Genomic DNA, 25,805 nt, shown 5'->3' with positions numbered 1-25,805 from the left:
AAAGAGTCAGGGTGCTCCACGTCCCTCCGGGCTGTGTCACTCGTCTCCGGCTCGGGCCGGAGGAGGCCGCCGTCACCGGATTGCGCCCGAACCGCTCCGGCCGACTGAGTACCCGTACTGATGTGCCGAGGCGCACGCGCGAGGAACATGTCGGTATGAACGCCCACGGACTCCCCCAGCCACCGCCCGGCCCACCACGCCACTGCCCCGACTGCGCCGCGCCGCTCGGCGCGGCCGGTCGGGCGTGCGGGCGCTGTGGGCTCAGTCTCGTCGGGCCGACGGCGCAGCGCCTGTGGTGGATCGACACCGAACTGGACGCCCTGCGCGGACGGGAGCGCGCCCTCTCACAGGAGCGCCCCCTCGTGCTGGGCCGCCTGCGCCGGGAATCCGAGGAACTCGCACGCCGGGCGGTACCCGCACCGGCTCCCCCGCCTCCGGTCGCGGTCCGGGCACGGGCCCAGGCCCCGATGGTCGTCGAGGTTCCGACCGCCGCGCGGCAGGAGTTGGCACCGGGCCCCGCCCCAGGTACCGCGTCCGCCGCCGGACCGGCGCCCGAGCGCACCCGAGAGGTGAGCCAGCGCTCGGCCCAGAACGTGATCCTCGGCCTCGGCGGACTGCTCATCGGCATCGCCGCCCTGGTCTTCGCCATCTGGACCTGGAGCGACATGAGCACCGGTGCCCGCGCCGGCGTGCTCGGGCTGACCACCCTGACCTTCGCGGGCCTGGCCCTGCCGCTGTACCGGCGCGGACTGCGCGCCACCGCCGAGACGTTCGGCGCCGTGGCCGCCGGTCTGCTCTGCGTGGACGCCCTCGCCCTGTGGCTGCTGAGCGACCGGATCAGCAACGGCCCCGGCTACACCGCCGCGGCGCTGGCGATCATGAGCGCGCTCCTGCTGCTGTACCCGGCGCTGGTGCCGCTGCGCTCACCGCGTGTCCTGGCGGTCGTGTTCGCGCAACCCGTGCCGCTGCTGCTGGTCGTCTCGCTGCCCAGCGACGGCAACCCCGGCTGGCTGCTGCCCGTGGTCACCGCCACCGCGCTCGCCGACCTGGCGGCCGTGCGCCTCCTCGGCGCTCCCCGTCCCGGTGTTCCGGTCCGCACGTTGTGGGCAGCGGCCGTGGTCCTGTGGTCCCTCGCCCTGGTCGTCGCCCTCGTGGTGGTTCTGGCCGCCACCGGCTACTCAGGCACCGACCCGCTGGGCTGGTGGTCGATGGCGACCACCCTGTTCCTGGCCGGGGTCACCGGTCTGCTGGCCGACCGCTGGCGCCGGTCCGGAACGGTTCCGGCACCGGGCACGTTCTCCGCGTACACGGTGATCGGCCTGGGTTCCCTGACCCTGGCCCCGCTGGTGGCCGGTCCCGCCCACCTGCCGGTCCTGCCCCGCCTCACGGCCTGGCCGTGGAGCCTGGAGCCGTCCGCGATGACCCTCCCGGCCGTGGAACTCCTCCAGTTGGAGCGGGCCAGCACGCTGCCGCCGCTGAACCTCGTGTACCTGGCCGGGGTCCTGGTGGCCGCCGGGTTGGCCGTGGGAGCGGTCTGGCTGCTGCGCCGCTCCGCCCTGCTCGTGGCCCTGGCCCTCGTCGCCCCCGCCGCACTGCTGGCGCCGCCGCTGCTCCTCGGGCTGCCGCAGGTCGTGGCGGTGGTGTGGGCCCTCATCGTCGGTGGCGGCCTGGTCCTCGGCTCCGCCCTCCTTGGCCGGTGGGCCGGGGCGATCCCGGTGGTCACCGGAACGCTCACCCTGGTCACGGGACTGGTCTGGGCCCTGCCGGAGCGGTACATGACCCTCGCGGCGGTGCTGATGCTGGCCGCCACCGCGCTGGTCTGCGCGGTCGGGGCCCGCCTGTTCTCCGCCGCCGAGGGCCGTCCCGAACCGGGCGGCCGGGCCTCGACCCTCTCCATGGGCGGCACGCTGCTGTGGGCCCTGGCGCTGCTGGCGGGGATCGCCTTCCTGATCGGGAACCGGGGCGCGGACGGCACGGTCCAGGCCCAGTGGTGGCTGCTGACCGCCGCCGCCCTGCTGTCCGCGGCGACCGCCCTGACCTTGGGCCGGGTCGCTCCTGCGGTCCCGAGCGGGCCCGTCCCGGGCCGCGAGCAGCCCGCTTCCGACCCGCGCTGGCTGTTCACGCTGGTCGGTCTGGCGCTGCTGCCCGTGGCCCCGCTCATGGCGCTGCCCGGGGATGCTCCGTCCCTGCCCCTGATCCCCGGAACCGCCCCGTGGTCGGCTCCGGTCGGAGCGATGTGGGGTCCGGCGCACGCGGCGCTCGGGGTGCCCGCGCAGCCCGACCCGCTCACCGCTCTGGGGATGGCGCTCGGCGTGCTCGTGGCGGGCGCCCTGGTGCTGGGGTTGGTGGCCGTCATCGACCGCCGCTGCCTCCCCGCCGGTGTGGCCCTGGTCGCACCCCCGGCCCTGGTTCCCGTGCCGGTGCTGCTGGGAGCGCCGCTCATCATGGCCGTGGTGTGGACGGCGCTGGTCGGCGCGGGCCTGTTCCTGTGGGCCTCGCGGGTGGGCGCGTCCGTCGCCTGGCTCCCCGGGGTGACCGGTCTGGCCACCATGCTGCTGGCGCTGGTGTGGTCCCTGCCCGAGCAGCACACCACCCTGGTCACGCTGTTGACGGCCTCCGTGGCGGTGGCGGTCTCCGCGTGGGCGCACCAGGGCCTGCGGGCCTCCCCCACCGGTGTCCGGAACGGAGGGGCTCCCGGTGCCACGCTCGTGCGCGAGCTGACTGTCGCGGCGTGGAGCACCCTCCTTCTCCTCTCCTTCGCCGCCCTGCTCGTCTCCGCCGGGGCCGGAGCCCCGGGCATGGCGCCCTGGTGGCTGCTGGGCACCGTCACCCTCGTGCTCGGCTCGTGCGCGCTGGTCCTGGGACGAACGGACCGGGGCGGGGAGAGGGGCACCGGCGGAACGTGGTCCGCGTTCGGTGTCGCGGGCCTGGTCCTGCTGGCCGCGGTCCCACCGCTGGTGGGCCCCAACGGCTTCCCGACGATCCCCGCGCTCGTCCCCGGGGGCGGCGCGTTCACCTCCCCGGTCAGGGCCATGGGCGCGCCCGCGAGCACGCTCGTCGGGCTGCCGGTCCCGTCGGACACCCTGACCTCACTGCTCATGGCGGCCGGGCTGTTGGTCTTCGGAGCTCTCTCCCTCGGCGCCGCGCTGCTCCTCGACCGCCGCCTGTTCCGGCCCGCGATCGCCCTGGTCGCGCCGCTCACCCTGGTCCCGCTGCCGGTGCTGCTGGGCGCACCCCTCATCGTGGCCGTGGTGTGGACGGCACTGGTCGGCGCCGCCCTGTTCCTGTGGACCTCGCGGGTGGGCCCGTCCCTGGCTCCGCTCCCGGGGGCGACCGGACTGGCCACGATGCTGCTCGCCCTCGGCTGGGCACTCCCCCAGCAGCACACGGCGCTGATCGTCCTGTCGCTGATCGCCGCCGTCACGCTGGTCTCCGCCCGCCTGCGCCACGGCCTGGCCCCGCAGGCGGCGCACTCCCCCGAACGGTTCGTGTACGGGCTGACCGTCGTCGCGTGGTCCCTCGCCCTGTTCTCCGGATGCGGACTGTTGATCGGGTCCGCCACCGTGGGCGCCCCCGGCCAGGTCCCCTGGTGGCTGCTGGGCGCCGCCGCCCTCGTGCTCGGTATGACTGCCCTGGTGCTGGGACGCACGGACCGCCTGAGGGCGGCGAGGCCGGGAACCGACGCACCGGTTCCCTTCGGCGGGGCGGGGGTGCTGTTGTTGGCGCTCGTGCCGCTGGTGGCTGGCCCGCCCGGGCTCCCGGCCCTGGCCCTGTTCGCCCGGACCCACGCCGTCGGCGGGGCACCGCTCTCCGCCCTGCTGGAGCCCGCGCACGTGTTCGTGGGTGTGCCCGGGCCGTCCGACGCCCTGGGCGCGCTCACCGTCTCGGTGGGACTGCTGGCCGCCGGGGTGCTGGCCCTGCTCGCGGTGTTCCTCGTGGACCGGGCCATGCTGGTACCCGTCGCCGCGCTGGTCGTTCCCCTGACCCTGCTCCCGCTGCCGGTGGCGCTGGGCCTGCCCTTCCTCGTCGCCCTGGTGTGGACCCTCGCGGTCGGTGCCCTCCTGCTCGTCGGGGCCGCACTGCTCCGCGACGACCGGCTCTCCTGGGCGCCTTGGGCGAGCGGGCTGTTCTCGCTCTCCCTCGCGTTCGGTTGGGCGCTCTCGGAGCGGCACAGCGCCGTGGCGGTCCTGCTGGCGGCGGCCGCGGTGCTCTCCGTGGTGACCGCGTTGGCCCGGACCCGGTTCGTGGCGATCGCCTCCACCTCCGTCTCCACGGCGGCCACCGGGGGGTTCGCGCTCGCGCTGCCGCTGGCCCTGGGCGCGCCGGTCGAGTACGCGGCCTTCGGCCCCCTCGCCGTGGTGGCCGCCGTGGCGGCGGTCGCCCCGCGTCTGGGCCACCCCCTGGTCACGGCGGCCGAGGTCCCCGCCGCCTCGTGGGCCGGGGTCACTCTGCTGCTCACCGTCCTGAACGGCGGACGGCTGGAACTGGTGGCCACGGCCCTGGCGGTGGTCGGGGTGATCAGCCTGGCCAGCGCCGTCCGGCCGCACCGGCGTTGGTACGCGGGGGTCGGCGCCGCGCTGATGTTCCTCGCCCTGTGGACGGCCCTGGCGTCCTGGGAGGTCACCGTCCCGGAGGCGTACACGGCCCTGCCCGCGCTCGCCTTCCTGGTGATCGGCTGGGAGTGGTCGCGTAAGGCGGCCAGGACCCCGTCGAGCTGGCTCGCCTACGGCGGCGGGCTGGCGCTACTCCTGGGCCCCACCGTGTGGGAGGTGCTGACCGGGGACGACATGGTCTGGCGGGTGCCGGCCGTACTGGCGGCGGGTCTGGCCGTCACCGTGTGGGGGCTGCGCCAGCGTCTGAGCGCCGCCCTGGTGCTCGGCGGCCTCGCACTGCTCGTCACGTCGCTGCGCGCCTTCGGGCCGCCCCTGTGGGAGCTGAGCCAGCTGACTCCCAACTGGCTCCCGTTCGCGGTGATCGGCGCCGTGCTGCTGTTCGTGGGTGCCCGCTACGAGGCCAGCCTCACCCGCCTGCGCCAGGTCGGGAGGTACCTCTCCCAACTGCGGTAGGCAGCGGTCGAGTGCTGCCTGCGCGGGGGTGCGCCCGCCCCACGTTCAGTGGGACGGGCGCACCCGACTGCTCGGTCCGGTTCCGGGGACCCGGCTGGGCCGTGTCCGGCGGAAATGCTGACCGTTGCGCACGGTGCACCCAGGGGTGCTTGGAAGAGCCGAAGAAAGTGTCTTCGGCCCCGGTTCGGCCGTCGACTGGTGAGAACGCCCCGCCGACGCCGCCTGGGCGACGCGCGGCGGGGCGTGGTCCGCCGAACTTGCCCCTAGGCCTCCAGCATCTCGGTGACCAGGGCGGCGATGGGTGAGCGCTCGGAGCGGGTCAGGGTCACGTGGGAGAACAGCGGGTGACCCTTGAGCTTCTCGATCACCGCGACGACCCCGTCGTGGCGGCCCACCCGCAGGTTGTCGCGCTGGGCGATGTCGTGGGTGAGGACCACCCGCGAGTTCTCACCCAGCCGGGACAGCACGGTCAGCAGCACGTTGCGTTCCAGGGACTGCGCCTCGTCGACGATCACGAAGGCGTCGTGCAGCGAGCGGCCCCGGATGTGCGTGAGCGGCAGGACCTCCAGCATCCCCCGGTCCACGATCTCCTCGATCACGTCCTCGCTGGTCACGGCGGACAGGGTGTCGTGCACCGCCTGGCCCCAGGGCGTCATCTTGTCGTTCTCGCTGCCCGGCAGGTAGCCGAGCTCCTGGCCGCCCACCGCGTACAGCGGCCGGAACACCATCACCTTGCGGTGCTGGGCGCGCTCCAGGACGGCCTCCAGACCGGCGCACAGCGCCAGCGCCGACTTCCCGGTGCCCGCGCGGCCACCAAGGGAGACGATGCCGACGTCCGGGTCGGTGAGCAGGTCCAGCGCGATCCGCTGCTCGGCGCTGCGCCCCTTCAGACCGAACACGTCCCGGTCCCCGCGCACCACCTTGACCGACTTGTCCGCCTGGACCCGGCCCAGCGCCTTGCCCTGCTCCGAGACCAGGACCAGACCGGTGTGGCAGGGCAGGTCCCTGGCCTGCTCGATCTCGCTCTCACCGGCGGAGAACAGTTCGCCGATGTTGTGGGCGGGCACGTCCAGCTCCGCCATCCCGGTCCACCCGTGCTCGATGGCGAGCTCGGCCCGGTACTCGTCGGCTGGGAGACCGATCGAGGAGGCCTTGATCCGCATCGGCAGATCCTTGCTCACCAGGACGACCGAGCTCTCGTCCTCACCCTCGGCCTGGAGGTTGCGGGCCACCGTGAGGATCCGGGTGTCGTTGTCACCGAGCCGGAATCCCGCGGGCAGGATCGTCGGATCGCTGTGGTTGAGCTCCACCCGGAGCGTGCCGCCCTGTTCGTTCACCGGGACGGCCACGTCCAGGCGGCCGTGGGCGACCCTCAGGTCGTCCAGTCGACGCAGGGCGCTGCGAGCGAAGTATCCGAGTTCCGGGTGGTGACGCTTGCTCTCCAGCTCGGTGATCACCACCACGGGGATGACGACCTCGTGTTCGGCGAACCGGGCCATGGCCATCGGGTCGGCGAGCAGGACGCTGGTGTCGAGCACGTAGACGCGCTTACCCTCCACCGCCTCCACATCGGGGGCGGTGGGGGGCTGGGTGTCGCGGTGATCGGTCGAGGAACTAGCCACTCGTTCTCCCCTTGGGCACCGCGTGGGTGCCCTGCTGTCACGGGATCATGGAGGACCGGGACCAGGCCCACGAGGGCCGGGTCCGGCCCTCCTCTTCGACATCCCGCCGTGGCGGAGAAGATCAACGAGACGGGGCCTCCCGAACGGATGGACGAACGCCATCCGCTGTTTTCGACGCTACGCGGCCGAGAGCCCGTTTTCCAGGTCCCTTGCCCACCAACCGGTGAACTCCGCGTTACGGACCCGCCGTGGACAGACACGGCGCGCCCCGCGGAACGGGGGCGGGTGGGAACGTGGGGCCGGGGTTCAGGAGCCGAAGCGCCGGTTGCGCGCGCCGTAGGCACGCAGCGCGCGCAGGAAGTCCACTCTGCGGAACGCGGGCCAGAAGACCTCGCAGAAGTAGAACTCCGAGTGCACGCTCTGCCAGAGCATGAAACCCGAGAGACGCTGCTCACCGGAGGTACGGATGAGCAGGTCCGGGTCGGGTTGTCCGCGCGTGTAGAGATGCCGGGCGATGTCCTCGATGTCCAGGCGCTCTGCCAGCTCCTGGATACCGGTGCCCTTGGCCGCCTCCTCCTGGAGGAGGGACCGAACCGCATCAGCGATCTCACGTCTACCTCCATACCCGACGGCGACGTTGACAACCAGACCAGGGTTGCCGGATGTGGCCTCTTCCGCCTCTTTCAGGGCACGGGCAGTGGAATCGGGCAGGACGTCGAGCGCTCCGACGGGGCGCGTGTTCCAGCCCTCCTGGCGCAGCCGCGCGATGGTCTCCTCGATGATGCGGACGAGCGGACCCAGCTCGTTCTCGTCACGGGTGAGGTTGTCCGTGGACAGCATCCACAACGTGACGACCTGCACACCGACTTCGTTGCACCAGCCGAGCACCTCGAAGATCTTGTTCGCCCCGGCCTGGTGACCTTGCTCGGCGCCCGGGAGACCGCTGCTCTTGGCCCAGCGCCGGTTGCCGTCCATGGCCACACCGACGTGCCTGGGAATCTCCTGGCTGGTCAGGCCGCGTTCGAGACGCCGCTCATAGAGCCAGTACAGGGGGTCACGGAGCCCCATTGGCGAAACCTCTCAGAGCTGGATCATGGGACGGCGCACTCCTGTGACGGATGGGCCGACGGGGATTCCTCCAGAGTAGTTCGCCCGTGGACGTCACGTCACGGCGAGCGATTTACGCACGTGTTTGCGCCCCTGGTGGATGCGGGACTTCACCGTTCCCAGGGCGAGGTTCAGCTCCGAGGCGATCTCGTTGTAGTCCATCTGGCACAGGTCACGGAGCACCAGCGGGGCCACGAGGTTGGGGCGGTCCTTCTCCAGCTGGTCCAGCGCCTCCAGCAGGTCGATCCGCGAACCGGCGATGACGCTGGTGGTGCGCGGGTCCTGCTGGTGCGGCATCCGCTCGGCCTCGGTGGGGAACTCGGCGGAGCGACGCTTCATGGAGCGGTAGGTCTGGCGGGCGGAGTTGGACACCACGGTGTAGAGCCACGTGGTGAAGAGGGAGTCGCCCTTGAAGCTGTCGATCTTGCGGGCGACCCGCAGGAGCGCGTCCTGGCAGGCCTCCTCGGCGTCCTGGCGGTAGGGAAGGAACCGGGCGCAGCGACGCAGCACCTCGGGCTGGATGCGACGCAGGAGGTCGTCCAGGGCCACGGCGTCACCGTGTTTGGCGCGGCGCGCGAGCTCCTCCAGTTCCTCGTCCACGTTGCTGGCCACCCGACGTCGGGGGGTGGGGGTCTCCTCGTTCTCCGAGTTGTCACTACTGTGCATGGCTCATTCTCTTCCTGGCTTGCGACAGACGTCCGATCGTCCGCACGAACGCGTACGCGCCCACTTATGAGAGGGTCACACGTCAATGGGACGTCTATGAGCCCCGTTCGGCTCCCGCCTCACGAATCCTCACGATCTCCGCCCCGTGGTGCACATGGCGCACGGAACTCGAAGGGCACCTCCAGTCTCCATGCCCCGAAGGCGTCGACGATACCCGGGGGAGGGGATCATATCCACGGAAGTCAACGTGAAGGCGCAGATGGTGTATTAGTGGGCAACGACCGCGTATTCACCCCCGACAGACCGAGGCGAAGATGAGCCAACCGGAGGCCTTCGGACGTTACCGCGTCATCAGGCGCCTGGGTTCCGGTTCCTTCGCCACAGTCTGGTTGGCGCAGGACGATCTGCTGAACTACCCGGTGGCCATCAAGGTACTCGCCGAGAACTGGGCGCACCAGATGGACATCCAGCACCGGTTCCTGGAGGAGGCGCGCATCCTGCGCCAGACCGACTCCACGTGGCTGGTGGCCGTCCACGACGTCGACGTGCTGCCCGACGGGCGCCCGTACATGGTGATGACCTACGCCGACCAGGGCAGTGTCGCCGATCTCGTCCACCGGGGCCAGCTGCCCCTGGACGAGGCGCTGCGGCTGCTCACGGAGATCGGCCAGGGCATCACCGTGCTGCACGGCCACGGCACGATCCACCGGGACATCAAGCCCTCGAACGTGCTCCTCCAGTCCTCCCCCGTGGGCCAGCGCGTGCTCGTGGCCGACCTCGGCTTCGCGAAGGCGATCGACGAGGCGTCCGGTTTCACGGCGGCCGCGGGAACGCCCGGGTACATGTCCCCCGAGCAGAGCATCCCCGGCGGCGACCTCGACGTGCGCTCCGACGTGTACTCGCTGGGCGCGGTCGCCTACGAGCTCATCACGGGTCGGCCACCGTCGCGGCCTCCGGTGAGGGTGGCGCCTGGCCGGATTCGGCCAGGTTTGCCTCCGGCGCTGGACGAACTGATCCTGTCCGCGCTGTCCGTGGACCGGGAGAGCCGCCCGGCCGACGCCAAGACCTTCACCGACCGCGTCCGTGCCATCCGTATGGCGCCCAACATGCCCGAGGACTCGTCCTGGTGGCGCCGCTACCGGATGCCCTGGCAGCGGGCGGGCGCCCTGGTCCTGGCCTGCGGGCTGCTCGTCGCGGGGGTCAGCTCGTCCCTGGGGGCGCCCGGCATGGCGCTGACCACCGTGCGCAACTCCGCCATGGAGATGCGCGTGGACGTGCCCTCCGTGTGGGCCCGGGAGTTCCACACCGACCACGACGCCCGCGACTCCGTGACCGACGCCGGAGCGGGGCAGGGGTTGCTGGCCGCCACCGACGTGGACGACTGGCACTCCACCGACGTCCCCTCGTACGGGGTGTACGCGACCGTGGTCCCGGGTGCGCCGAACCTGGACACCGTCGCGGACACCAAACCCTGCCCGGGGCAGCCGGAGGAGCGGGCGATCAACGACGGCGACTGGCAGGGAATGGTCTGGGAGTGGCCCGAGTGCAACGGCAACGGCGCTTTCGCCTCCGTCGCCGTGCACCCGCCGGACACCCCCAGGACCGTGTACCTGGAAATCCGTCAGCCCGACTACCGTCCCGACGTCGTGGACGAGATCGTCGAGGGCATTGAGCTGCTGTGACCCTTTGGGGTCCGCCTCTTCCCCTGGAAATGCGGCGCATCGGACGAATGTGGTTCACATTTCAACCAAAAAGCCGACTTGAGGCCGACTAAAGGGTCAGCTGCGCCCTGAGTTCCTCCGGAGTGGTGACGGGGAGTTTGCAGACGAAACCCTCGCAGACATAGGCGGTGGCCCTGCCGCCGACGCGGACTCGTTGTTCGAGCAGGGGCACTCCCCCGCTGTCGTTTCCGTCTCCCCGGGAGAGCACCGTGCCCAGGGGCGCCGACCGCAGCACCGTACGCACCAGCTCCTCGGTCTCCGGGTCACCCGGCTCCCCCACCACGGCGACGGCGCGCGGCCCGCTGAGCAACGCCTCACCGGCGGCCAGGCCCCAACCGGCGAAGCGCGGGGCCTTCTCGGCCAGCAGCGGAACCACGGCCAGTGCGCCCTCGGCGGCGGCCCGGTGGCGCTCACCGCCGGTCAGGGCCGCGTAGGAGAGCAGCGCGGAGGCGGCGGCGAACCGGCCCGAGGGTGTGGCGTTGTCCGTGGGGTCCTGGGGGCGGCTGAACAGCTTCTCGGCGTCGTCTGCGGTGTCGTAGAACCCGCCGTCGTCGTCGCCGAAGTGGTCCAGGACGGTGTCGAGCAGGCTCCCGGCCTCGCGCACGTAGCGGGCCTCACCGGTCACGCCGTGCAGGGCGATCAGCCCCTCCGCGAGGTCGGCGTAGTCCTCCAGCACCCCGGCGCTGGGCCCCGGGCGACCGTCCCGGGATGTGCGCACGAGCCGTCCGCGGATCACGTGGGTGTCGAGGACGAGGTCGGCCGCCTCCCGAGCCGCCCGGATCCAGTCGGGGCGCTCCAGCAGGGCGCCCGCCTCGGCCAGCGCGGCGATCGCCAGCCCGTTCCACGCGGCCACCACCTTGTCGTCGCGGGCGGGCGGGACCCGGTCCGCGCGAGCGGTGAGCAGGGCGGCGCGCACGCGGTCGTAGCGCTCGGGGTCGTCGGGGTCCCGGCGGAGCTGGAGCACCGAGGTGCCCTGCTCGAAGGTGCCCTGCGGGGTCACCTCGAACAGTTCGGCGGCCCAGGCGCCGTCCTCCTCCCCCAGGACCTCGGTGAGCTGATCGGGGGTCCACACGTAGTAGGTGCCCTCCTCGCCCTCGCTGTCGGCGTCCAGGGCCGACGCGAACCCGCCCTCGGCGGTGCGCAGGTCGCGCAGCATCCAGTCGGCGGTCTCCTGGACCACCCTGAGCATGAGGGACCGTCCGGCCACGGCGGCGGGGTCGGTGCCCACCGGGCGCCGGGAGAGGCGGGCGTAGGCGCGCAGCAGGAGGGCGTTGTCGTAGAGCATCTTCTCGAAGTGCGGGACCACCCACGCGCCGTCGACCGTGTAGCGGGCGAAGCCGCCGCCGATCTGGTCGTACATGCCGCCCCTGGCCATGGCCACGGCGGTGCCGCCCGCCATGAGGGCGGCGGGCGTGGGCTCGTCGGCGCTCTGGAACGGGAAGGTCCGCTCGTGCTGCGCGGTGAGGAAGGACAGCAGCATGGACGGCGGGAACTTGGGCTCGTCGCCGTACCCGCCGTTGACCACGTCGTAGTCGCGGACCAGGGCCTGCACGGCCAGGTCGAGGTCGGCGGCGGTCGGCGGCGGGGAGGAGGCCAGGCGGCGCGGGGCCGCCAGCGCGTCCACCACGCGGCGGCCCTGGTCGAGGAGGTCGGCCCGCTTGTCCCGCCAGGCGGAGCCGACGCCCTCGAGCAGCCGCTGGAAGTGGTCGCGGGGGAAGTAGGTGCCGCAGTAGAACGGCGCGCCGTCGGGGGTGGCGAACACGGTCATGGGCCAGCCACCTTGGCCGGTCATGGCCTGGGTGGCCTCCATGTACACGGCGTCGACGTCGGGGCGTTCCTCGCGGTCGACCTTGACGTTGACGAACAGCTCGTTCATCCGGTTCGCGGTCTCGTGGTCCTCGAAGGACTCGTGGGCCATGACGTGGCACCAGTGGCAGGCCGCGTAGCCCACGGAGATGAGGAGGGGGACCTCGCGGCGGCGGGCCTCGGCGAAGGCCTCCTCGCCCCAGGGCCACCACTCCACCGGGTTGTCGGCGTGCTGCAACAGGTACGGGCTGGTCGCGTCGCTCAGGCGGTTGGACATGGTTCCACTGTGCCACTCCGGCGCCGGGTGCGCGGGCCCCGGTCTCAGGAGGAGAGGGTGATCTCCGTGCCCAGCCCGCGCTCCCGGGCGGCGTCAAGAAGGAGACGGCCGACGGCGGCGTCCTCCAGGCCGACGCCCACCGAGTTGAACACGGTGATCTGTCGGTCCGAGGTGCGTCCGGGGTGCTGGCCGCCGACCACCCCGGCGAGTTCGAGGGAGCAGTCCTCGGCGGTGATCGCGCCCTCGGCCACGGCGTGCGCGACGTCCCCGGACTCGTGCAGGGCGGCCGGGGTGGAGTCCACCACGAGGAGGCCGGAGTCCCGCGCGGCGGCGAGGACGGCGGCGTCCACCTCGCGGTTGTCGGTCCTGGGCGGCGATCCCACCACGTTCAGGTGCTGTCCCGGGCGCAGCCAGGCACCCTCCACCAGCGGTTCGCGAGACGGGGTCACCGTGCAGACGACGTCGGCGCCCTCCACCACCTCGCGGGGGGAGGCGGCCCGGACCACCTTCAGGCCGGGGGCCTGAGCGGCCACCGTCTCGCGGAGCGCCTCGACCGTGGCGGCCGAACGCGACCACACCAGGACGCGGTCCAGCTCGCGTTCGTCCGCGAGGGCGACCACATGGGCGGCGGCCAGGGGTCCGGCGCCGACGATCCCCAGGGTGTCCCAGCCCCGGCGGGCCAGGTGTCGGGTGGCCACGCGGGTGGTGGCCGCGGTGCGCAGCCGCGTGGGGACCGCGCCGTCCAGGATCGCCAGCGGCTCTCCCGTCTCGGCGTCGGCCAGGTGCACCACCGACTGCTGGGCGGGCAGACCACGCGCCCGGTTGCCCGGGATGTCACTGAGGAGTTTGCTCGCGGCCAGGCCTGCGCTCCCGAGGAGCCCGACCATGGGGACGAACTGGGCGTCGTGCCCGGCCAGTCGCGCGGGTTCCGCGTGGGGCTGCGCGGCCCGACCCTCGGCGAGGTCGGCGAAGGCGGTCTCCACGGCGTCGGCCACCTGGCGCGGTGTGACGAGTCCGGTGAGTTCGGAACGGGTGAGGATGAGCGTCATCGTTGCCTTCTCCGTGGGTCCACTGCGGTCCATTAGCGGTATACCACTGATCCGGGCACGGGGACACCCCTCGTACGGCGCCCCAACGCGGGGCTCTACCTCCGTTGACGGGTGCGGGTGACGTCCACCGGATCGAACCGCTCCCAGGTGTCGGCGACGGCCAGCGTGGGTTCGAGTCCGGCCGCGATGTGCGCGCGGTAGAGCGCGGCTGCGCCGTCACCGTCACCCGCCTCGATCAGTTCGAGCAGGCGGACGTGCTCGTCGCGCTGCTCGCGGGTGTCACGGTGCTTGGTGAGGTGGAAGAGCCACTGCACACGGGAGTCCAGCGGGGCCATCATCCGCTGGAGGAGGGGGTTGCCGCAGGCGGCCACCACGGCCCGGTGGAAACCCGCGTTGGCGGCGGCCGTGGCGGACTCGTCGTCCGCCTTCAGGGCGCGCTCGGCGTCGTCCAGGAGGTCGCGCATGCGACGCAGGTCGGCGTCGGTGCGACGGGTGGCCGCGAGGCGGGCGGCCAGGGTCTCCAGCTCCTCGCGGACCTCGAACAGGCGCTCGATGTCCTCACGGGACCAACTGGCCACCATGGCGCCCTGCCGGGGAACCAGGACGACCAGTCCCTCGGCCTCGAGCAGCCGCAGCGCCTCGCGCAACGGGACCCGGGAGACGCCGAGTTCGGCGGAGGCCTCGCGCTCCGTGATCCGGTGTCCGGGGAGCAGTTCGAGGTCGATGATGCGCGACCTGAGCTGGTCGTGCACCCGGTCGCGCAGGGAGGGGGCTCGGGAGGGCTCGGGCTGCATCCCCCCATGGTAGGCACTCCCCCGCCGGGGGGCGTGCCCGCCGAGACCGCCCCCGCGGGTGCGCGGCGGGGGCGGAACCGGGGTCAGGCCCTGGCGGAGGGGTCCTCCGTGGAGGACGATCCGCCAGCGGTGGCCTCCACCCCGGAGGTCACCTCCTGGCCGTCCCTCTGCGCCGCCTCCTCGGCCTCCTCGGCCTCGGCGCGGGCCGAGACACCGCGCAGCTTGCCCATCAGGCTGCGCATCAGGAAGTACAGGCACACACCGATCGCGAAGATCGCGAGGAAGCCCATGACACCGGGTGTGACGGTGTCCTTGTCCAGCGCGAAGTCCTGGGCGAGCACCGTGGTGGACGCGAGAAGGGTGTTCATGTCACTCATACTCTCATTGCCTCGCGGACACCCGCGAAGAGGTCCTGCTCAGGGACCTCCGTGTCCACGAGGGATCGGACCAGGTGGTAGTCCTCGGTCGGCCAGGCCTCCGCGACGACCTCGTTGGGCACGGCGAACCAGAAGCCGTTCGGGTCGATCTGGGTGGCGTGCGCCCGGAGGGCGTCGTGCGCGGTGTCGAAGTACTCACTGCAGCTCACGCGCGTGGTGATCTCCCAGCGAGGCCGCTCACGGTCCTTGAGGCGCTCCATCCACTCCGCGAAGGGGTTGTCCAGGCCGCGCTCGACCAGGATCTTCGCCAGGGCCTCGAACCGCTCGGGCGGGAACGAGACGAAGTAGTACAGCTTGAGGGGCTGCCAGGGGTCACCGGCGTCGGGGTAGGCGTCCGGCTCCGCGGCGGCGTCGAAGGCGTGCATCGACACCTTGTGGGTCATGATGTGGTCGGGGTGCGGGTAGCCGCCGTTCTCGTCATAGGTGAGGATGACGTGCGGGCGGAACCGGCGGATCGCGGCCACGAGGGGCTCGGCGCCCTCCTCCACCGGAAGGGTCGCGAAGCTGCCCTCGGGGAGCGGGGGAAGCGGGTCGCCCTCGGGCAGGCCGGAGTCGACGAAACCGGCGAACTCCTGCTCGACGCCGAGGATCTCGCGGGCGCGGTTCATCTCCTCGCGGCGCACCTCGGCGATGTTCTCGCGGATCTCGGGGCGCTCCATCGCGGGGTTGAGGATGTCACCGCGTTCGCCACCGGTCATGGTGACGACCAGCACTTCCGCGCCCTCGCGCGCGTAGCGCGCCATGGTCGCGGCACCCTTGCTGGACTCGTCATCGGGATGGGCATGGACGGCCATAAGCCGCAGACGCTCGGTCAACGAAGGCTTCTCCTTGGCTCGGTCGACGGCCACTGCACGCGGCTGTCCGACACCACCCCGGGTCACGGCGTGGACGACTCACGTGCGGGCCGCGTAGGGGGGCTGTCAGGTCGGGGATATCTTAGACAACACCGTCCCCTTGCTCGGAGATTCCCAATGTCAGCGACCCCGGAAGATGATGCCGTGAACAGTGCCGACACCGCGCCAGCGCTACGCAAGCGCCACGGCAACGGGCCCGTCTTCTTCGTCGTCGCGACCATCTTCGCGGTGGCCGTCAGCATCGGCTGGGGCTACTCCGTCATGAGCTACACCGGGCTGAGCGGGGGCGTGTACCACCAGGTGGTCGCCGTGACCGCGCCCACCGGGAGCGAGGCCCGGATCGACTTCGAGGTGAACAGCAAGAACGGGGCCGAGTGCCTGCTCCGCGCGCTGGACAGCCAGATGGTCGAGGTCGGCACGGAACGCGTCGAGGTGGAGGGCGGGAACCGAATGGTGAGCCAGACCGTTGAGACGGTTCGTCAGGCTTCCACGGTAGAAGTGGCCTCGTGCAGGGAACAAGGTTCGCAGGACTGATCCACCGAGCTTTCCCCCTGTCCGGCACAGGTACCGGAGCGGGCCCCCGAGAGTCGTGTCACCGGTGCGCGATCGCGCACGGTGATATTCTCGTGAGTTCAGCTCTGGCCGCCTGGTGGCCATTGCTACTAGTACACAAGGAGTTCCCGTGACCCAGACCCGCGATGAAAACGTCACCTGGCTCACCCAGGAGGCGTACGACCGGCTCAAGGGAGAGCTGGACCACCTCTCGGGGCCCGGGCGCATCGAGATCGCGGAAAAGATCGAGTCCGCCCGGGAAGAGGGTGACCTCAAGGAGAACGGTGGCTACCACGCCGCCAAGGAGGAACAGGGCAAGATGGAGGCCCGCATCCTCCAGCTCACCGAGATCCTGCGCACCGCGCGGGTCGGCGAAGCGCCCCGCACCGAGGGCGTGGTCGGTCCCGGCATGACCGTTACCGTCAAGTTCGACGGCGACGAGGACGAGGTCACTTTCCTGCTCGCCTCGCGTGAGGAGAGCGGCTCTCCCATCGACGTGTACTCCCCCAAGTCCCCGCTCGGCTCCGCCATCAACGGCAAGGCGGTCGGCGAGACGGTCAGCTACAACCTGCCCAACGGCAAGAGCCTCGGTGTCGAGATCATCGAGGCGGTTCCCTACAGCGGCATGTGACATCGCCGTGCGGCCACCGGGTGGACCAGGCACGTAGTACGACAGGGGCGGCTCCGGCCGCCCCTGTCGTGTGTGTGCCGTGCCCCCGTGTCCTTGCCTGATGGTCCGGGTCCTGGCGGGGCTGGTGCGCTAGCTCCTGGCGCACCTGGGCGCGTCCGCGCCGCCCTCGGCGAAGGCCGCCGGAACGTAGTGGCCCTGGCCGATGCGGTACCAGACGTCCGAGGTCCCGGTCGGCCCGGTGGCCCGGTCGCCGGTGGTGCGGCAGGCCACGTCCACGTTGGCCTTGTGCGCGGCCAGGCCCACGGTGTCGAAGTCGGTGCCCGGCCCCTCTCGCACGATCACCGGATCGGTACCGGAGGCCGTGGTGATCTCGGCGCGGGCCCGGTACTGGGCGGTCCACAGGTAATCGACCCGCACCCATCCGTTGGTGGGGAGCTGGAGCCCCTCGTGGAAGGCGCCGTCGGCGAGGTCGATACCCGCGGGGTTGAGCACCTTGCGGCCGAACCCGTCCAGACCGTTGTTGTGGTTCTCGCTGTAGGCGGCCTGCGCCTGGGGGCGTCCCCGGTCCAGGTCGCGCCAGGACTCGCGGTCGGCGTTCCAGTGGTCGTCGGTGATGTTCCACGGCCCGACGTCCCACACCGGCAGGTAGGCGCAGCGCGGGACGTGGTTCCTGGTGTCGCCGCTGGCCTCGGGGCCCAGTGCCCCGGTGCTGCACACCCGGACGGTGTACTCCCCGCCGCCCCGGTTGGACAGGCCCCTCCGGGAGGGCAGTGCGGCGAACTGGTCGGCGGTCCGGACCTTGTGCCCGTTGGCGGTGGTGTTTCCGACCAGGCCGATTCGGGTGGCGAACAGGCGCGCGGAGAAGGGGCGCGGGACGTCGTCTCCCCGCGCCTGCTCACCGGAGCCCTCGTCGGACCCCTGCGTCTCCCCGACCTCCGGCTCCGGGGACGGAGGCGTTCCGGTCCCCTCGACAGCGCGGACGCGGACGTCCGTGACGGAGGTCCGCTCGGCCCGCACCCGCGACACGGACCCTAGTGCCGACTCCACCCCGATCCTCAGCTGGACCTCGCTGACCGCCTCCGGGAGGGTCACCCGGCCGCCGCCCGGGCCGGTCGGGTGCCACTCGGTCCACATGCCGTCGGAGCGCACGCCCCGGGCCTCGGTGAGGACCTCCTCGGCGTCCCCGGTGACGCGCACGGCCACGTCGATGGTGTCGGTGGCCTCCCCCAGCTCCTGTTCGGGGAAGGTCGCCAGCCCCGCGTGGCGCAGGGACGGGTCCAGGCGCGGTGAGGCGCCGAGCTGGGTGCGCTCACCCGGGTTCAGGCGCAGCCCCCCGGCGTCCAGGGCCAGTCCGATCCGGTCCGCGGAGGACAGGTCCTGCTCCAGCCAGGCGGAGTCGGCTAGGGCCGCCGTGGGTGTCGCCAGCGGAGCCAGGAGGGCGAACGCCCCGAGGGCCACGAGGGACGTGGTCGTGCGCCGGAAGTCGGCCATCGTTCCTTCTCTCACCAAACACGCAAAGTGATGAAAACAGTCACTCTTAGTAATCACCCTGGTGTGCGCACACTCAAGCAGGTTGGTCAGGGTGTTGGTGATCCGAGGGTAAAAGTCCGACTTGGGCGGGTGTCAGGCGGCGAAGGCCAGGAGACAGGCCGTGAAGCCGTGGACGTGGTTGACTCCGGCGACCGGCCCGATCTCCCCCGCCGCGAAGAAGCCCGCCACCGGGCCCGCACCGAGGATGCGCCGGACCGCGAGGACGTCGTGGTCGGCCTGGGTGAACAGCGCCTCACCCCGGCCGTTGCACGAGAACAGGAGACCCCCGCCCACAGCGTGCTCGGTGCCGAAGTCCGTCAGCTTGCGGGCGAGGTCCTCGTCGGCGGTGCTCGCGTCGCGGACCTGGAAGCGGACGGTCTGGCCCACCTCCACCATCTCGTCGATCGTCAGCGCCCCCAGCTCGGGATCGGCGTCGCTGAGCGCGCGGATGAGGAAGTCGCCCTGTTCGTGGTGGTCCGCGTACTCGTCCATGGCGATCCCGATGTGCAGCCCCCGCGCGGCCAGCTCGCGGTCCTCCTCGGAGAGCTCCTCGACCAGGCTCTCCAACCGCTCGTAGGCGTTGGTCCCGGCCAGCTCCAGCACGAGGTTGCCCTCGGCCTTGGTGATGGTCATGCTCGGCCCGACCGGGCGGCAGCCCTGGCTGACCACCGTGCCCAGCACCCCCTCGCCGCCGATCAGCACACCGATGGCGCCGTTGTCGGCCACCTCGCCCTCGCAGAAGAGCCGCACGGACTCCTCGCCGCGCAGACCGTCGGCCATGCCACCGATCAGCGGAAGCCCGTCGAGCGCCGCCGTGGTCTCCCGGACGAACGCCTGGGTGGGGAACTCGTAGGGATTGGTGAGCAGGATGCCGGCCCGGTCACGCGGGGACGGTTCCCGCATGCCCACGACGGCCAGCTGGTCGCCCTCGACGACGGTGTCCAGGCGGAAGGGGGTCAGCTCGACACCGGGCAGGCGGGCGCTCCACACGCTGACCGCGCCCTGGCCCTCCACGCCCCTGCCGCCGCCGACCACGCCGGTGGCGCTGCACCCCAGGGTGAGCGCGTCACCGGCCAGCTCCATGACCCGCCTTCCGGCGAGTGTGACCTCGTCCGGGTCCGCCCCGCTGACGAAGAAGCAGACCAGGTCGGCCGGGCCGTCCATCTGCTCCAGGGCCTGAAGCACGGCGCGCTCGGCCGCGTTCACGAGGTCGGCCCCCGTCGTCAGTGCATCCCCGAACCTAGCCACCAGCTGCCACCCCCGCCTTCACCGGTCACCGGACCGGTCCTGGGAACCTTGCCGTCCCATTCTTCCATCCAGACTCCCAACAGGAGCTTTCCTCCTGATGGCCCCTCAAACGCCTCCGCCCCGGCGCGTGTCCGACGAATCCCCTTCCCCGTGGGCGGGCGGCACCTGCCGGGCACGCCCTACACTCCCCTTGTGACCCATGCCGCACCTGCTCCGAGCGGGCTCCCGCGCACCCGCGCCGCGCTGCGCGAGTCCGGCCACGTCCACCGCACCACCACGGCGGAGGTGCGCGAGAACCTGCTGGCCCGGATGGCTTCGGGCCGCCCCCGTTTCCCCGGGGTGCACGGGTTCGACGACACCGTCCTGCCCCAGCTGGAACGGGCCCTGATCGCCGGGCACGACGTCGTCCTGTTGGGCGAGCGCGGCCAGGGGAAGACCCGGCTGATCCGCACGGTGGCCGGTCTCCTCGACGAGTGGAGCCCCGTGGTGGAGGGCTGCCCGGTCAACGACCACCCCTACGCCCCCGTCTGCCCCGGCTGCCTGCGCCGGAGCGCGGCCGAGGGCGACGACCTGCCGGTGGCCTGGCGGCACCGCGACCTCCGCTACGGGGAGAAGCTGGCCACACCCGACACCGGCACCACGGAACTGATCGGGGACGTGGACCCGGCGCGGCTGGCCGAGGGGCGCTCCCTCGGCGACCCGGAGACGGTCCACTACGGGCTGCTGCCGCGCGCCAACCGGGGTGTGTTCTGCGTGAACGAACTCCCCGACCTCCCCGCGCGCGCCCAGGTGGCCCTGTTCAACGTGCTGGAGGAACGCGACCTCCAGGTGCGCGGGTACACCCTGCGCCTCCCCCTCGACCTGTTGCTGGTCGCCAGCGCCAACCCGGAGGACTACACGAGCAGGGGGCGGATCGTCACCCCGCTCAAGGACCGGTTCGGCGCGCAGGTGCGCACGCACTACCCCCCGGACCTCGACGACGAGCTGGCCCTGATCCGGCAGGAGGCGGACCTGCCCCCGGGCACGACCGTCCCGTCGCACCTGCTGGAGGCGGTCGGCCGCTTCACCCGGCTGGTGCGCGCCTCCAACCGGGTGGACCAGGGATCGGGGGTGTCCGTGCGCTTCTCCGTGGCGGCCGCCGAGACCCTGGCCGCCTCGGCGCTGCGCCGGGCGGCGCTGGTCGGCGAGGAGGTGCCGGTGGCCCGGGTCTGCGACCTGTCGGGGGTGGCCGAACCGCTCCTGGGCAAGGTCGAGTTCGAGGCCGGGGCGCAGGGGCGTGAGGCGTCGGTCCTGGAGACCCTGTTGCGGCGGGCGGTGGCCGAGACCTTCCGGGCCCGGCTGGGCGACGCCGACCTGGAACCGCTCAGCGACCGGTTCGCGGGCGGCGGGACGGTGGAGAGCGGCGACCTCGTGGGGGCGGCCGAGCTGCTGCGCCGTGTGGGCACGGTGCCCGGGCTGTCGGGGCTGATGGAGCGGGCCGCGCCGGAGTCGGCGGACGGACCGCCCACCCCGGGGTTGGCCGCCGCCGTGGTGGAGTTCGCGTTGGAGGGCCTGTACCTGGAACGTCGGCTGTCCAAGGACACCGTGCCCGACGGGGGTGTCTACCGCTTCTGATGAGGTTCCGGTACCGGGAGTACATGGGTGGCCCCGACCCTCTGGCCGAGACCGATCCGCCCCCTCAGGAGGCGGTGCGGTCCGCCGTGGGCCTGTTGGAACTGATCGCCGGGGCGCGCGCCGAGGAGGCCGGGCGGGCGGGCACCACGGAGGAGGACCCTCCGGAAGCGGCGCTCGCCGCCGCCGAGGAGGCACTGACCCGCTACGCCGACGGCGACCGCGACGCGCTGGTAGGGCTGGACACCGCGACGCTCCGGGGCACCCTGGGACCCGCCGCGTACGGCCCGCTGGATCGACTGGACGCCGCCGACCACGAGTTGACCCCGCGTGAGCTGCGCAGGCTCGGGGAGGTGGCGCTGGGCGACATCGAGGCGGCCGGGCGAGCCGCGCCCGGGGGCCACCTGGGCGGGGACGGGGCCGGGGACGATCCCACCGGGGCCGCCGTTCCCCATGACGGCCTGGAGCGGACCCTGGACGCCGTCGCGACCCTGCGCGAGGCCATGCTGCGGCGGGCCGCCGCCGGTGGGTCCGGCGCGGCGTTGCGGGCGGAGGACGTCCGGTACACGGAGACCGAACCCGCCGGGGCCGCCGCCGTGTGCCTGCTGGTGGACCTGTCCCACTCGATGGTCACGCGGGGCCTGCACGAGGCCGCCACCCGCACGGCGCTGGCGCTGCACACCCTGGTGCGCACCCGGCACCCAGAGGACCGTGTCATGCTGATCGGCTTCGGGGACCACGCCCGCGAGATGACCCCCGCCGACCTGGTGGAGCACGACTGGGCGCGCGTCCCCGGCACCAACCTCCAGCACGCGCTGCACCTGGCCCGGCGGCACCTGCGCCGTCACCGGGGTCTGCGTGCGCTGGTCCTGGTGGTCACCGACGGCGAGCCCACCGCGCACCTGGGCGAGGACGGGGACGCGCGGTTCGCCTGGCCGCCCGCGCCGCGCACGGTGGAGGTCACCGCGGCCGAACTCGACGCCGTGCTGGGCGAGGGCGCCACGGTGACGTTCTTCCTGCTCGCCGACGACCCCCGGCTGCGGGAGTTCCGGGCGCTGCTCGAACGCCGCCGTGGCGTGGGCGTGGTGAACGCCGACGCCGACGCTCTGGGGCCGTCGGTGATCGACCGGTACCTGAGGCGGCGGCCCGGGCCCTGAGGCGACGGCCCGGTACCTGAGGCGGGGCCGGGTCAGTGGTCGAAGACGTTGACGTCGGAGTCCATGACCGGCAGGTTCTCGGGGGCGTCGCCGCCCGCGTACAGGAGCTGGTGGCGGTTGGCGGGCATGAGCGTCTCGGTGTAGCGCAGCGGGCGCTGGCCCTCGTAGGTCACCCGCTCCTGCACCAGCAGCGGGATGCCGGGGCCCAGACCGAAGGCGTCCGCCTCGTCCTGGGAGGGCATGCGCGCACCCACGACGTCCCAGTTCCAGTCCTCGTGGAACCCGAGGCCACGCATGGCGGTGCCGATGCCGTTCTCCAGGTACTCCGGAGACATGAGCGGGGTGTTGTTGGCGATCCCGAAGGGGAAGTAGGTGACGTGGGACTGCCACAGCCCGCCGTCCACGTAGTGCTCCGAGGAGCGGATCACGACCAGTCCGCCGCCGGCCGCCCTGCCGTCGACGGCGTCGATCAGCCTCTTGGCCACCTTGGGGCGCATGGTGTCCAGGCTGACCTTCACCTTCTCGTCGATGTTGCTGTACCCGGCCTGGCGTAGGCGTTCGTGGTACCCGAGGTCGAACCGGGAGGGGTCGTCCGAGGCGTCGGGGGTGGCCTTGTGCATGACCGGGTGGTGGTCGGCGACGAAGGCGCCCCGACCGACGCGGATGGAGACGCGGCCCTCGTCCTGGAGGATGCGCATCCCCAACCGGGCGGTGGCACGGGAGACGTCGAGTTCTTCGGCGAGTTCCTCCTCGCCGGGCAGACGGTCGCCCGGGCGGTAGTCGCCCCTGGACAGGGCCTCGCGGAGGTAGTCAGCGACCACGGTCTTCTTCGTCGCGCTCATTGGCTGGATCAGTCCCGGTGGTAGGCCTGGAGGTTGCCGTGCTCGAACTGGTAGCGGATGCTGTGCCCCGCGTGGACGGTGTGCACCATCCGGAGGGGACGGTCGTCGGAGTAGTCGGTGCGGTGGACGTCGAGGACCGGGACCCCCGGCGGGAGTTCGAGCTCGGACGCCTCCTGCGGGGTGGGCATGCGGGTCTCCAGCTCGTCCACGTAGCCGACCTGGCGGTGCCCGTGCTCAAGAAGGACGCTCAGGGCGCTCTCCACGTTCTCGGGGAGCATCAGTGAGGTGCCCTGGACCAGGTCGACCGGGTAGAAGGCGGAGCTGATCGATCCGGAGCGCTCCCCGGAGAAGCGGTGCATGCGCCGGACCACCGTCATCTCGCCCTCCGGGACGCGGAGTCGGCTGGCGATGTCGGGGGTGGCGCTGAGCAGCTGGAGCTCCTCCAGGGTGAGGCCGCTCATGTTGAACTCGTTGAGCCCGTCGGGGCCGCCCGCCTTGCGGGTGGCGTAGAAGATCTCGGGGACCACGTCCTGGACGAAGTGGCCGCGCCCGGGTCTGCTCACGATGAGGCCCTGGTTGCGCAGCATGCCCAGGGCGAGGCGGATCGTGTTGCGGGAGGCCTCGAAGCGCTCCTCCAGCTGCTTCTCCGAGGGGAGTTGCCCACCCAGGGGCAGGCTCCTCTCCTGGATCTCCCGCCGTAGGACACGGGCGATCTGTCGATATCTGCTCTCTGCCCGCATAAGTCCGCCCTAGGAGGGGTAAAAGACCAACATCACAGCTTGTACCAACAAGCTAAGTGCTACACCAGCCGAACAGGTTCGCCTGGTTCTCATGAACCCATCCTAGAGGAAGGTGACCCTCAGTACAGGGCACCCCCGGGCCCGAAACGGAGACCCCCGTGATGCGCAGACCCCTCCAGGACCACCCGCCCCATACCGCCACAGGAAGCGACCGCCGATGAATCCCGGCAGTACCCTCCCCCGGCTCGCCAGGGGGCCGCTCAGGATCTGACCACCCACCACACAGAGGACCACTTCCCCATGCAGCAGATCGCCTTCGTCATCCTCATCCTCGCCGGACTCCTCCTGTTCGGACTCGCCACCGGATTCCTCCTCGCGGTCTCCATCGGCATCCGCCGCGCGGACCGCAACCGCACCTACCGTTCCCTGCGCCGGAACGGCAACGACAACGCCCTCTCCCGCTCCAGCCGGGCCGTCGTCGGCCTGCGCTTCCGGGACGACCGGGGCGACCTTCCGGACCGCGGCCGTACCCCCACCGCTGTCTGACCCGGACACACGTCCGAGGAGCACCACCGAATCAGGGGCCGCGGCGGGCCCGGCACACGGCCGGGGGACCCGCGCGGCTCGGCGCGGGCACCCCAAGCCGCCGTGTCAGCCTTCGAGGGCCTGCGTCAGGTCGGCGACGAGGTCGTCACCGGACTCGATGCCCACGGAAATCCGGACCAGGTCGGCCGGAACCTCCAGCGGAGAGCCCGCGGTGGACGCGTGCGTCATCCGTCCCGGGTGCTCGATCAGGGACTCCACCCCGCCCAGCGACTCGCCCAGGGTGAACACCCTGGTCCGCTCGCACAGCTCCAGGGCGGCCTGCTCCCCGTCACGCAGCGCGAAGGAGACCATGCCACCGAACGAACGCATCTGCCGCTCGGCGATCTTGTGCCCGGGGTGGCTGTCCAGGCCCGGGTAGTAGACGCGACGCACCGCGGGGTGGCCCTCCAGTGCCGCCACCACTCGCTCGGCGTTCTCGCTGTGGCGGTCCATGCGCACGCCCAGCGTCTTGACCCCCCGCAGCGTCAGCCAGGAGTCGAACGGGCCCGGGATGGCGCCCATGGTGTTCTGGTGGAACGCCAGGCGCTCGCCCAGCTCGGCGTCGGCCACGACCAGGGCGCCGCCCACGACGTCGGAGTGACCGCCGATGTACTTGGTCGTGGAGTGCACGACCACGTCGGCGCCCAGGGTGAGGGGGCGCTGGAGGTAGGGCGAGGCGAAGGTGTTGTCCACCACGTGCAGGGCACCGCCCTCGTGGGCGATCTGCGCGACCGACTCGATGTCGGTGATCCCCAGCAGCGGGTTGGTGGGCGTCTCCGTCCACACCACCTTGGTGTCGGGGCGCATGGCGGCGCGGACCGCCTCCACGTCGGTCTGGTCGACGGCGTCCCAGCTGACGCCCCAGCGCTCGACGACCTTGGAGATGAGGCGGAACGTGCCGCCGTAGGCGTCACCGGGGATGATGACGTGGTCGCCCGGGGAGAGGACCGCGCGCAGCAGGGTGTCCTCGGCCGCCATGCCGGAGGCGAAGGCCAGACCGCGCGCCCCGGACTCCAGGGCCGCCAGGCACTCCTCCAGCGCGGTGCGCGTGGGGTTCCTGGTGCGGGAGTACTCGTACCCCTGCCGCATCCCGCCCACGCCGTCCTGGGCGTAGGTACTCGTCTGGTAAATCGGCACAACCACGGCGCCGGTACCGGCGTCCGGCTCCTGCCCCGCGTGGATGGCCAGCGTTTCAAAACCGTCGAACTTCATGGGGCCAGCCTAGTGCCCCGGAACGGCCTGGAACCCGTTGTCAACAGGCACATCTCAGGATGTGGTCACCTCGGTCCGCGTGCCCGCGCGGCTGTCCGGCCCACCTCCGGGGCGGCCCGCGGCGACGACCCTCGAACGTATGCGACGTCCGGGGCCGATCCCGGACAAGCGGCGCCCTCACCTGGAGGGTTCCGCAGCTTCGGTCGCCACGACCAGGCGGCACGGTACGGCACGAGGGCTCCGTCCCGCGAGGCTCGCTCAGGCCGGGGGGAAGCGGGTGGGCGAACCGGGTTCGGGG

Annotated in this window: 20 protein-coding genes; 7 read left to right on the top strand and 13 right to left on the bottom strand. The window is 72.0% G+C overall.

Annotated elements, in window-relative coordinates; genetic code table 11:
• Window positions 1-155: 155 nt before the first annotated feature.
• Window positions 156-5,066: an SCO7613 C-terminal domain-containing membrane protein gene (locus ADX84_RS05840; protein WP_049568684.1), complete on the top strand. Its 4,911-nt coding sequence runs from the start codon at window positions 156-158 to the stop codon at window positions 5,064-5,066.
• A gap of 263 nt (window positions 5,067-5,329) precedes the next feature.
• Here the strand turns inward: ADX84_RS05840 and ADX84_RS05835 are convergent, their stop codons facing one another.
• From ADX84_RS05835 to ADX84_RS05825, 3 genes are all read right to left on the bottom strand, one after another.
• Window positions 5,330-6,688 (bottom strand): PhoH family protein, encoded by a 1,359-nt coding sequence (locus ADX84_RS05835; RefSeq protein WP_049568681.1) that lies wholly within the window; start codon window positions 6,686-6,688, stop codon window positions 5,330-5,332.
• Between the two features lie 306 nt (window positions 6,689-6,994).
• A complete protein-coding gene (locus tag ADX84_RS05830; RefSeq protein ID WP_049568677.1) occupies window positions 6,995-7,756 on the bottom strand; it encodes an isoprenyl transferase in 762 nt (253 codons plus the stop codon).
• 93 nt (window positions 7,757-7,849) lie between these two features.
• Complete coding sequence (locus tag ADX84_RS05825; RefSeq protein ID WP_049568674.1) at window positions 7,850-8,461, bottom strand: RNA polymerase sigma factor; 612 nt, start codon at window positions 8,459-8,461, stop codon at window positions 7,850-7,852.
• 314 nt (window positions 8,462-8,775) lie between these two features.
• Here ADX84_RS05825 and ADX84_RS05820 point away from each other — a divergent pair, with 314 nt between their 5' ends.
• On the top strand, window positions 8,776-10,143 hold the full coding sequence (locus ADX84_RS05820; RefSeq protein WP_049568670.1) for a serine/threonine-protein kinase: 1,368 nt from the start codon (window positions 8,776-8,778) through the stop codon (window positions 10,141-10,143).
• A gap of 88 nt (window positions 10,144-10,231) precedes the next feature.
• On the opposite strand, the gene ADX84_RS05815 is transcribed toward ADX84_RS05820, so the two are convergent.
• The 5 genes from ADX84_RS05815 to mca all read right to left on the bottom strand — a co-directional run bounded on the left by ADX84_RS05815 (window position 10,232) and on the right by mca (window position 15,360).
• Window positions 10,232-12,265 carry a thioredoxin domain-containing protein gene (locus ADX84_RS05815; RefSeq protein ID WP_049568667.1) on the bottom strand — a complete coding sequence of 678 codons (2,034 nt, stop codon included), beginning with the start codon at window positions 12,263-12,265 and terminating at the stop codon, window positions 10,232-10,234.
• 44 nt (window positions 12,266-12,309) lie between these two features.
• On the bottom strand, window positions 12,310-13,314 hold the full coding sequence (locus tag ADX84_RS05810) for an ornithine cyclodeaminase family protein (protein ID WP_049568663.1): 1,005 nt from the start codon (window positions 13,312-13,314) through the stop codon (window positions 12,310-12,312).
• 95 nt (window positions 13,315-13,409) lie between these two features.
• The gene (locus ADX84_RS05805) at window positions 13,410-14,108 is read right to left on the bottom strand and encodes a GntR family transcriptional regulator (RefSeq protein ID WP_049568660.1); all 699 of its coding nucleotides are present in this window, start codon (window positions 14,106-14,108) and stop codon (window positions 13,410-13,412) included.
• A gap of 83 nt (window positions 14,109-14,191) precedes the next feature.
• The gene (locus ADX84_RS05800; RefSeq protein WP_049568657.1) at window positions 14,192-14,476 is read right to left on the bottom strand and encodes a hypothetical protein; all 285 of its coding nucleotides are present in this window, start codon (window positions 14,474-14,476) and stop codon (window positions 14,192-14,194) included.
• A 5-nt stretch (window positions 14,477-14,481) separates the two neighbouring features.
• Window positions 14,482-15,360: a mycothiol conjugate amidase Mca gene (mca, locus tag ADX84_RS05795; RefSeq protein WP_049568654.1), complete on the bottom strand. Its 879-nt coding sequence runs from the start codon at window positions 15,358-15,360 to the stop codon at window positions 14,482-14,484.
• Window positions 15,361-15,516: 156 nt separating this feature from the next.
• Here mca and ADX84_RS05790 point away from each other — a divergent pair, with 156 nt between their 5' ends.
• Complete coding sequence (locus tag ADX84_RS05790) at window positions 15,517-15,933, top strand: DUF4307 domain-containing protein (protein WP_049568648.1); 417 nt, start codon at window positions 15,517-15,519, stop codon at window positions 15,931-15,933.
• 148 nt (window positions 15,934-16,081) lie between these two features.
• Window positions 16,082-16,582 (top strand): transcription elongation factor GreA, encoded by a 501-nt coding sequence (greA, locus tag ADX84_RS05785; protein WP_049568645.1) that lies wholly within the window; start codon window positions 16,082-16,084, stop codon window positions 16,580-16,582.
• A gap of 129 nt (window positions 16,583-16,711) precedes the next feature.
• Here greA and ADX84_RS05780 read toward each other — a convergent pair whose 3' ends face one another.
• Entirely contained in the window at window positions 16,712-18,073 is a 1,362-nt protein-coding gene (locus ADX84_RS05780; protein ID WP_049568643.1) for a hypothetical protein, read from the bottom strand.
• A gap of 132 nt (window positions 18,074-18,205) precedes the next feature.
• Window positions 18,206-19,360: an FIST N-terminal domain-containing protein gene (locus ADX84_RS05775; RefSeq protein ID WP_199776481.1), complete on the bottom strand. Its 1,155-nt coding sequence runs from the start codon at window positions 19,358-19,360 to the stop codon at window positions 18,206-18,208.
• A gap of 192 nt (window positions 19,361-19,552) precedes the next feature.
• On the opposite strand from ADX84_RS05775, the gene ADX84_RS05770 reads away from it, so the two are divergent.
• Both ADX84_RS05770 and ADX84_RS05765 read left to right on the top strand, forming a co-directional pair.
• The gene (locus ADX84_RS05770) at window positions 19,553-20,974 is read left to right on the top strand and encodes a sigma 54-interacting transcriptional regulator (RefSeq protein ID WP_049568813.1); all 1,422 of its coding nucleotides are present in this window, start codon (window positions 19,553-19,555) and stop codon (window positions 20,972-20,974) included.
• Window positions 20,974-22,128 carry a VWA domain-containing protein gene (locus tag ADX84_RS05765; protein ID WP_049568637.1) on the top strand — a complete coding sequence of 385 codons (1,155 nt, stop codon included), beginning with the start codon at window positions 20,974-20,976 and terminating at the stop codon, window positions 22,126-22,128. The genes ADX84_RS05770 and ADX84_RS05765 overlap by 1 nt, the downstream gene beginning before the upstream one ends.
• Window positions 22,129-22,160: 32 nt before the next feature.
• Here ADX84_RS05765 and ADX84_RS05760 read toward each other — a convergent pair whose 3' ends face one another.
• Together ADX84_RS05760 and ADX84_RS05755 are read right to left on the bottom strand one after the other, a co-directional pair.
• Window positions 22,161-22,970 carry a GntR family transcriptional regulator gene (locus tag ADX84_RS05760; protein WP_049568634.1) on the bottom strand — a complete coding sequence of 270 codons (810 nt, stop codon included), beginning with the start codon at window positions 22,968-22,970 and terminating at the stop codon, window positions 22,161-22,163.
• An 8-nt stretch (window positions 22,971-22,978) separates the two neighbouring features.
• Window positions 22,979-23,710, bottom strand: coding sequence for a GntR family transcriptional regulator (locus ADX84_RS05755; RefSeq protein WP_049568630.1), 732 nt, complete (start codon window positions 23,708-23,710; stop codon window positions 22,979-22,981).
• Between the two features lie 300 nt (window positions 23,711-24,010).
• Between ADX84_RS05755 and ADX84_RS05750 the strand changes: the two genes are divergently transcribed.
• A complete protein-coding gene (locus tag ADX84_RS05750) occupies window positions 24,011-24,256 on the top strand; it encodes a hypothetical protein (RefSeq protein WP_049568627.1) in 246 nt (81 codons plus the stop codon).
• Window positions 24,257-24,361: 105 nt separating this feature from the next.
• Here the strand turns inward: ADX84_RS05750 and ADX84_RS05745 are convergent, their stop codons facing one another.
• Window positions 24,362-25,507, bottom strand: coding sequence for a cystathionine gamma-synthase (locus ADX84_RS05745; protein WP_049568624.1), 1,146 nt, complete (start codon window positions 25,505-25,507; stop codon window positions 24,362-24,364).
• Window positions 25,508-25,805: the final 298 nt, after the last annotated feature.

Origin of the sequence: Nocardiopsis sp. SBT366 (assembly GCF_001083815.1) — a bacterium.
Lineage (GTDB): Bacteria > Actinomycetota > Actinomycetes > Streptosporangiales > Streptosporangiaceae > Nocardiopsis > Nocardiopsis prasina.
This window is presented reverse-complemented; position numbering and strand designations above follow the sequence as displayed.

Bases quoted from the DNA above. Each gene is read 5' to 3' on its own strand.
- ADX84_RS05840 (WP_049568684.1), top strand. From the start codon at position 156: ATGAACGCCCACGGACTCCCCCAGCCACCGCCCGGCCCACCACGCCAC.
- ADX84_RS05830 (WP_049568677.1), bottom strand. From the start codon at position 7,756: ATGGGGCTCCGTGACCCCCTGTACTGGCTCTATGAGCGGCGTCTCGAA.
- ADX84_RS05825 (WP_049568674.1), bottom strand. From the start codon at position 8,461: ATGCACAGTAGTGACAACTCGGAGAACGAGGAGACCCCCACCCCCCGA.
- ADX84_RS05820 (WP_049568670.1), top strand. From the start codon at position 8,776: ATGAGCCAACCGGAGGCCTTCGGACGTTACCGCGTCATCAGGCGCCTG.
- ADX84_RS05815 (WP_049568667.1), bottom strand. From the start codon at position 12,265: ATGTCCAACCGCCTGAGCGACGCGACCAGCCCGTACCTGTTGCAGCAC.
- ADX84_RS05810 (WP_049568663.1), bottom strand. From the start codon at position 13,314: ATGACGCTCATCCTCACCCGTTCCGAACTCACCGGACTCGTCACACCG.
- ADX84_RS05805 (WP_049568660.1), bottom strand. From the start codon at position 14,108: ATGCAGCCCGAGCCCTCCCGAGCCCCCTCCCTGCGCGACCGGGTGCAC.
- ADX84_RS05800 (WP_049568657.1), bottom strand. From the start codon at position 14,476: ATGAACACCCTTCTCGCGTCCACCACGGTGCTCGCCCAGGACTTCGCG.
- ADX84_RS05790 (WP_049568648.1), top strand. From the start codon at position 15,517: ATGTCAGCGACCCCGGAAGATGATGCCGTGAACAGTGCCGACACCGCG.
- ADX84_RS05780 (WP_049568643.1), bottom strand. From the start codon at position 18,073: ATGGCCGACTTCCGGCGCACGACCACGTCCCTCGTGGCCCTCGGGGCG.
- ADX84_RS05765 (WP_049568637.1), top strand. From the start codon at position 20,974: ATGAGGTTCCGGTACCGGGAGTACATGGGTGGCCCCGACCCTCTGGCC.
- ADX84_RS05760 (WP_049568634.1), bottom strand. From the start codon at position 22,970: ATGAGCGCGACGAAGAAGACCGTGGTCGCTGACTACCTCCGCGAGGCC.
- ADX84_RS05755 (WP_049568630.1), bottom strand. From the start codon at position 23,710: ATGCGGGCAGAGAGCAGATATCGACAGATCGCCCGTGTCCTACGGCGG.
- ADX84_RS05750 (WP_049568627.1), top strand. From the start codon at position 24,011: ATGCAGCAGATCGCCTTCGTCATCCTCATCCTCGCCGGACTCCTCCTG.
- ADX84_RS05745 (WP_049568624.1), bottom strand. From the start codon at position 25,507: ATGAAGTTCGACGGTTTTGAAACGCTGGCCATCCACGCGGGGCAGGAG.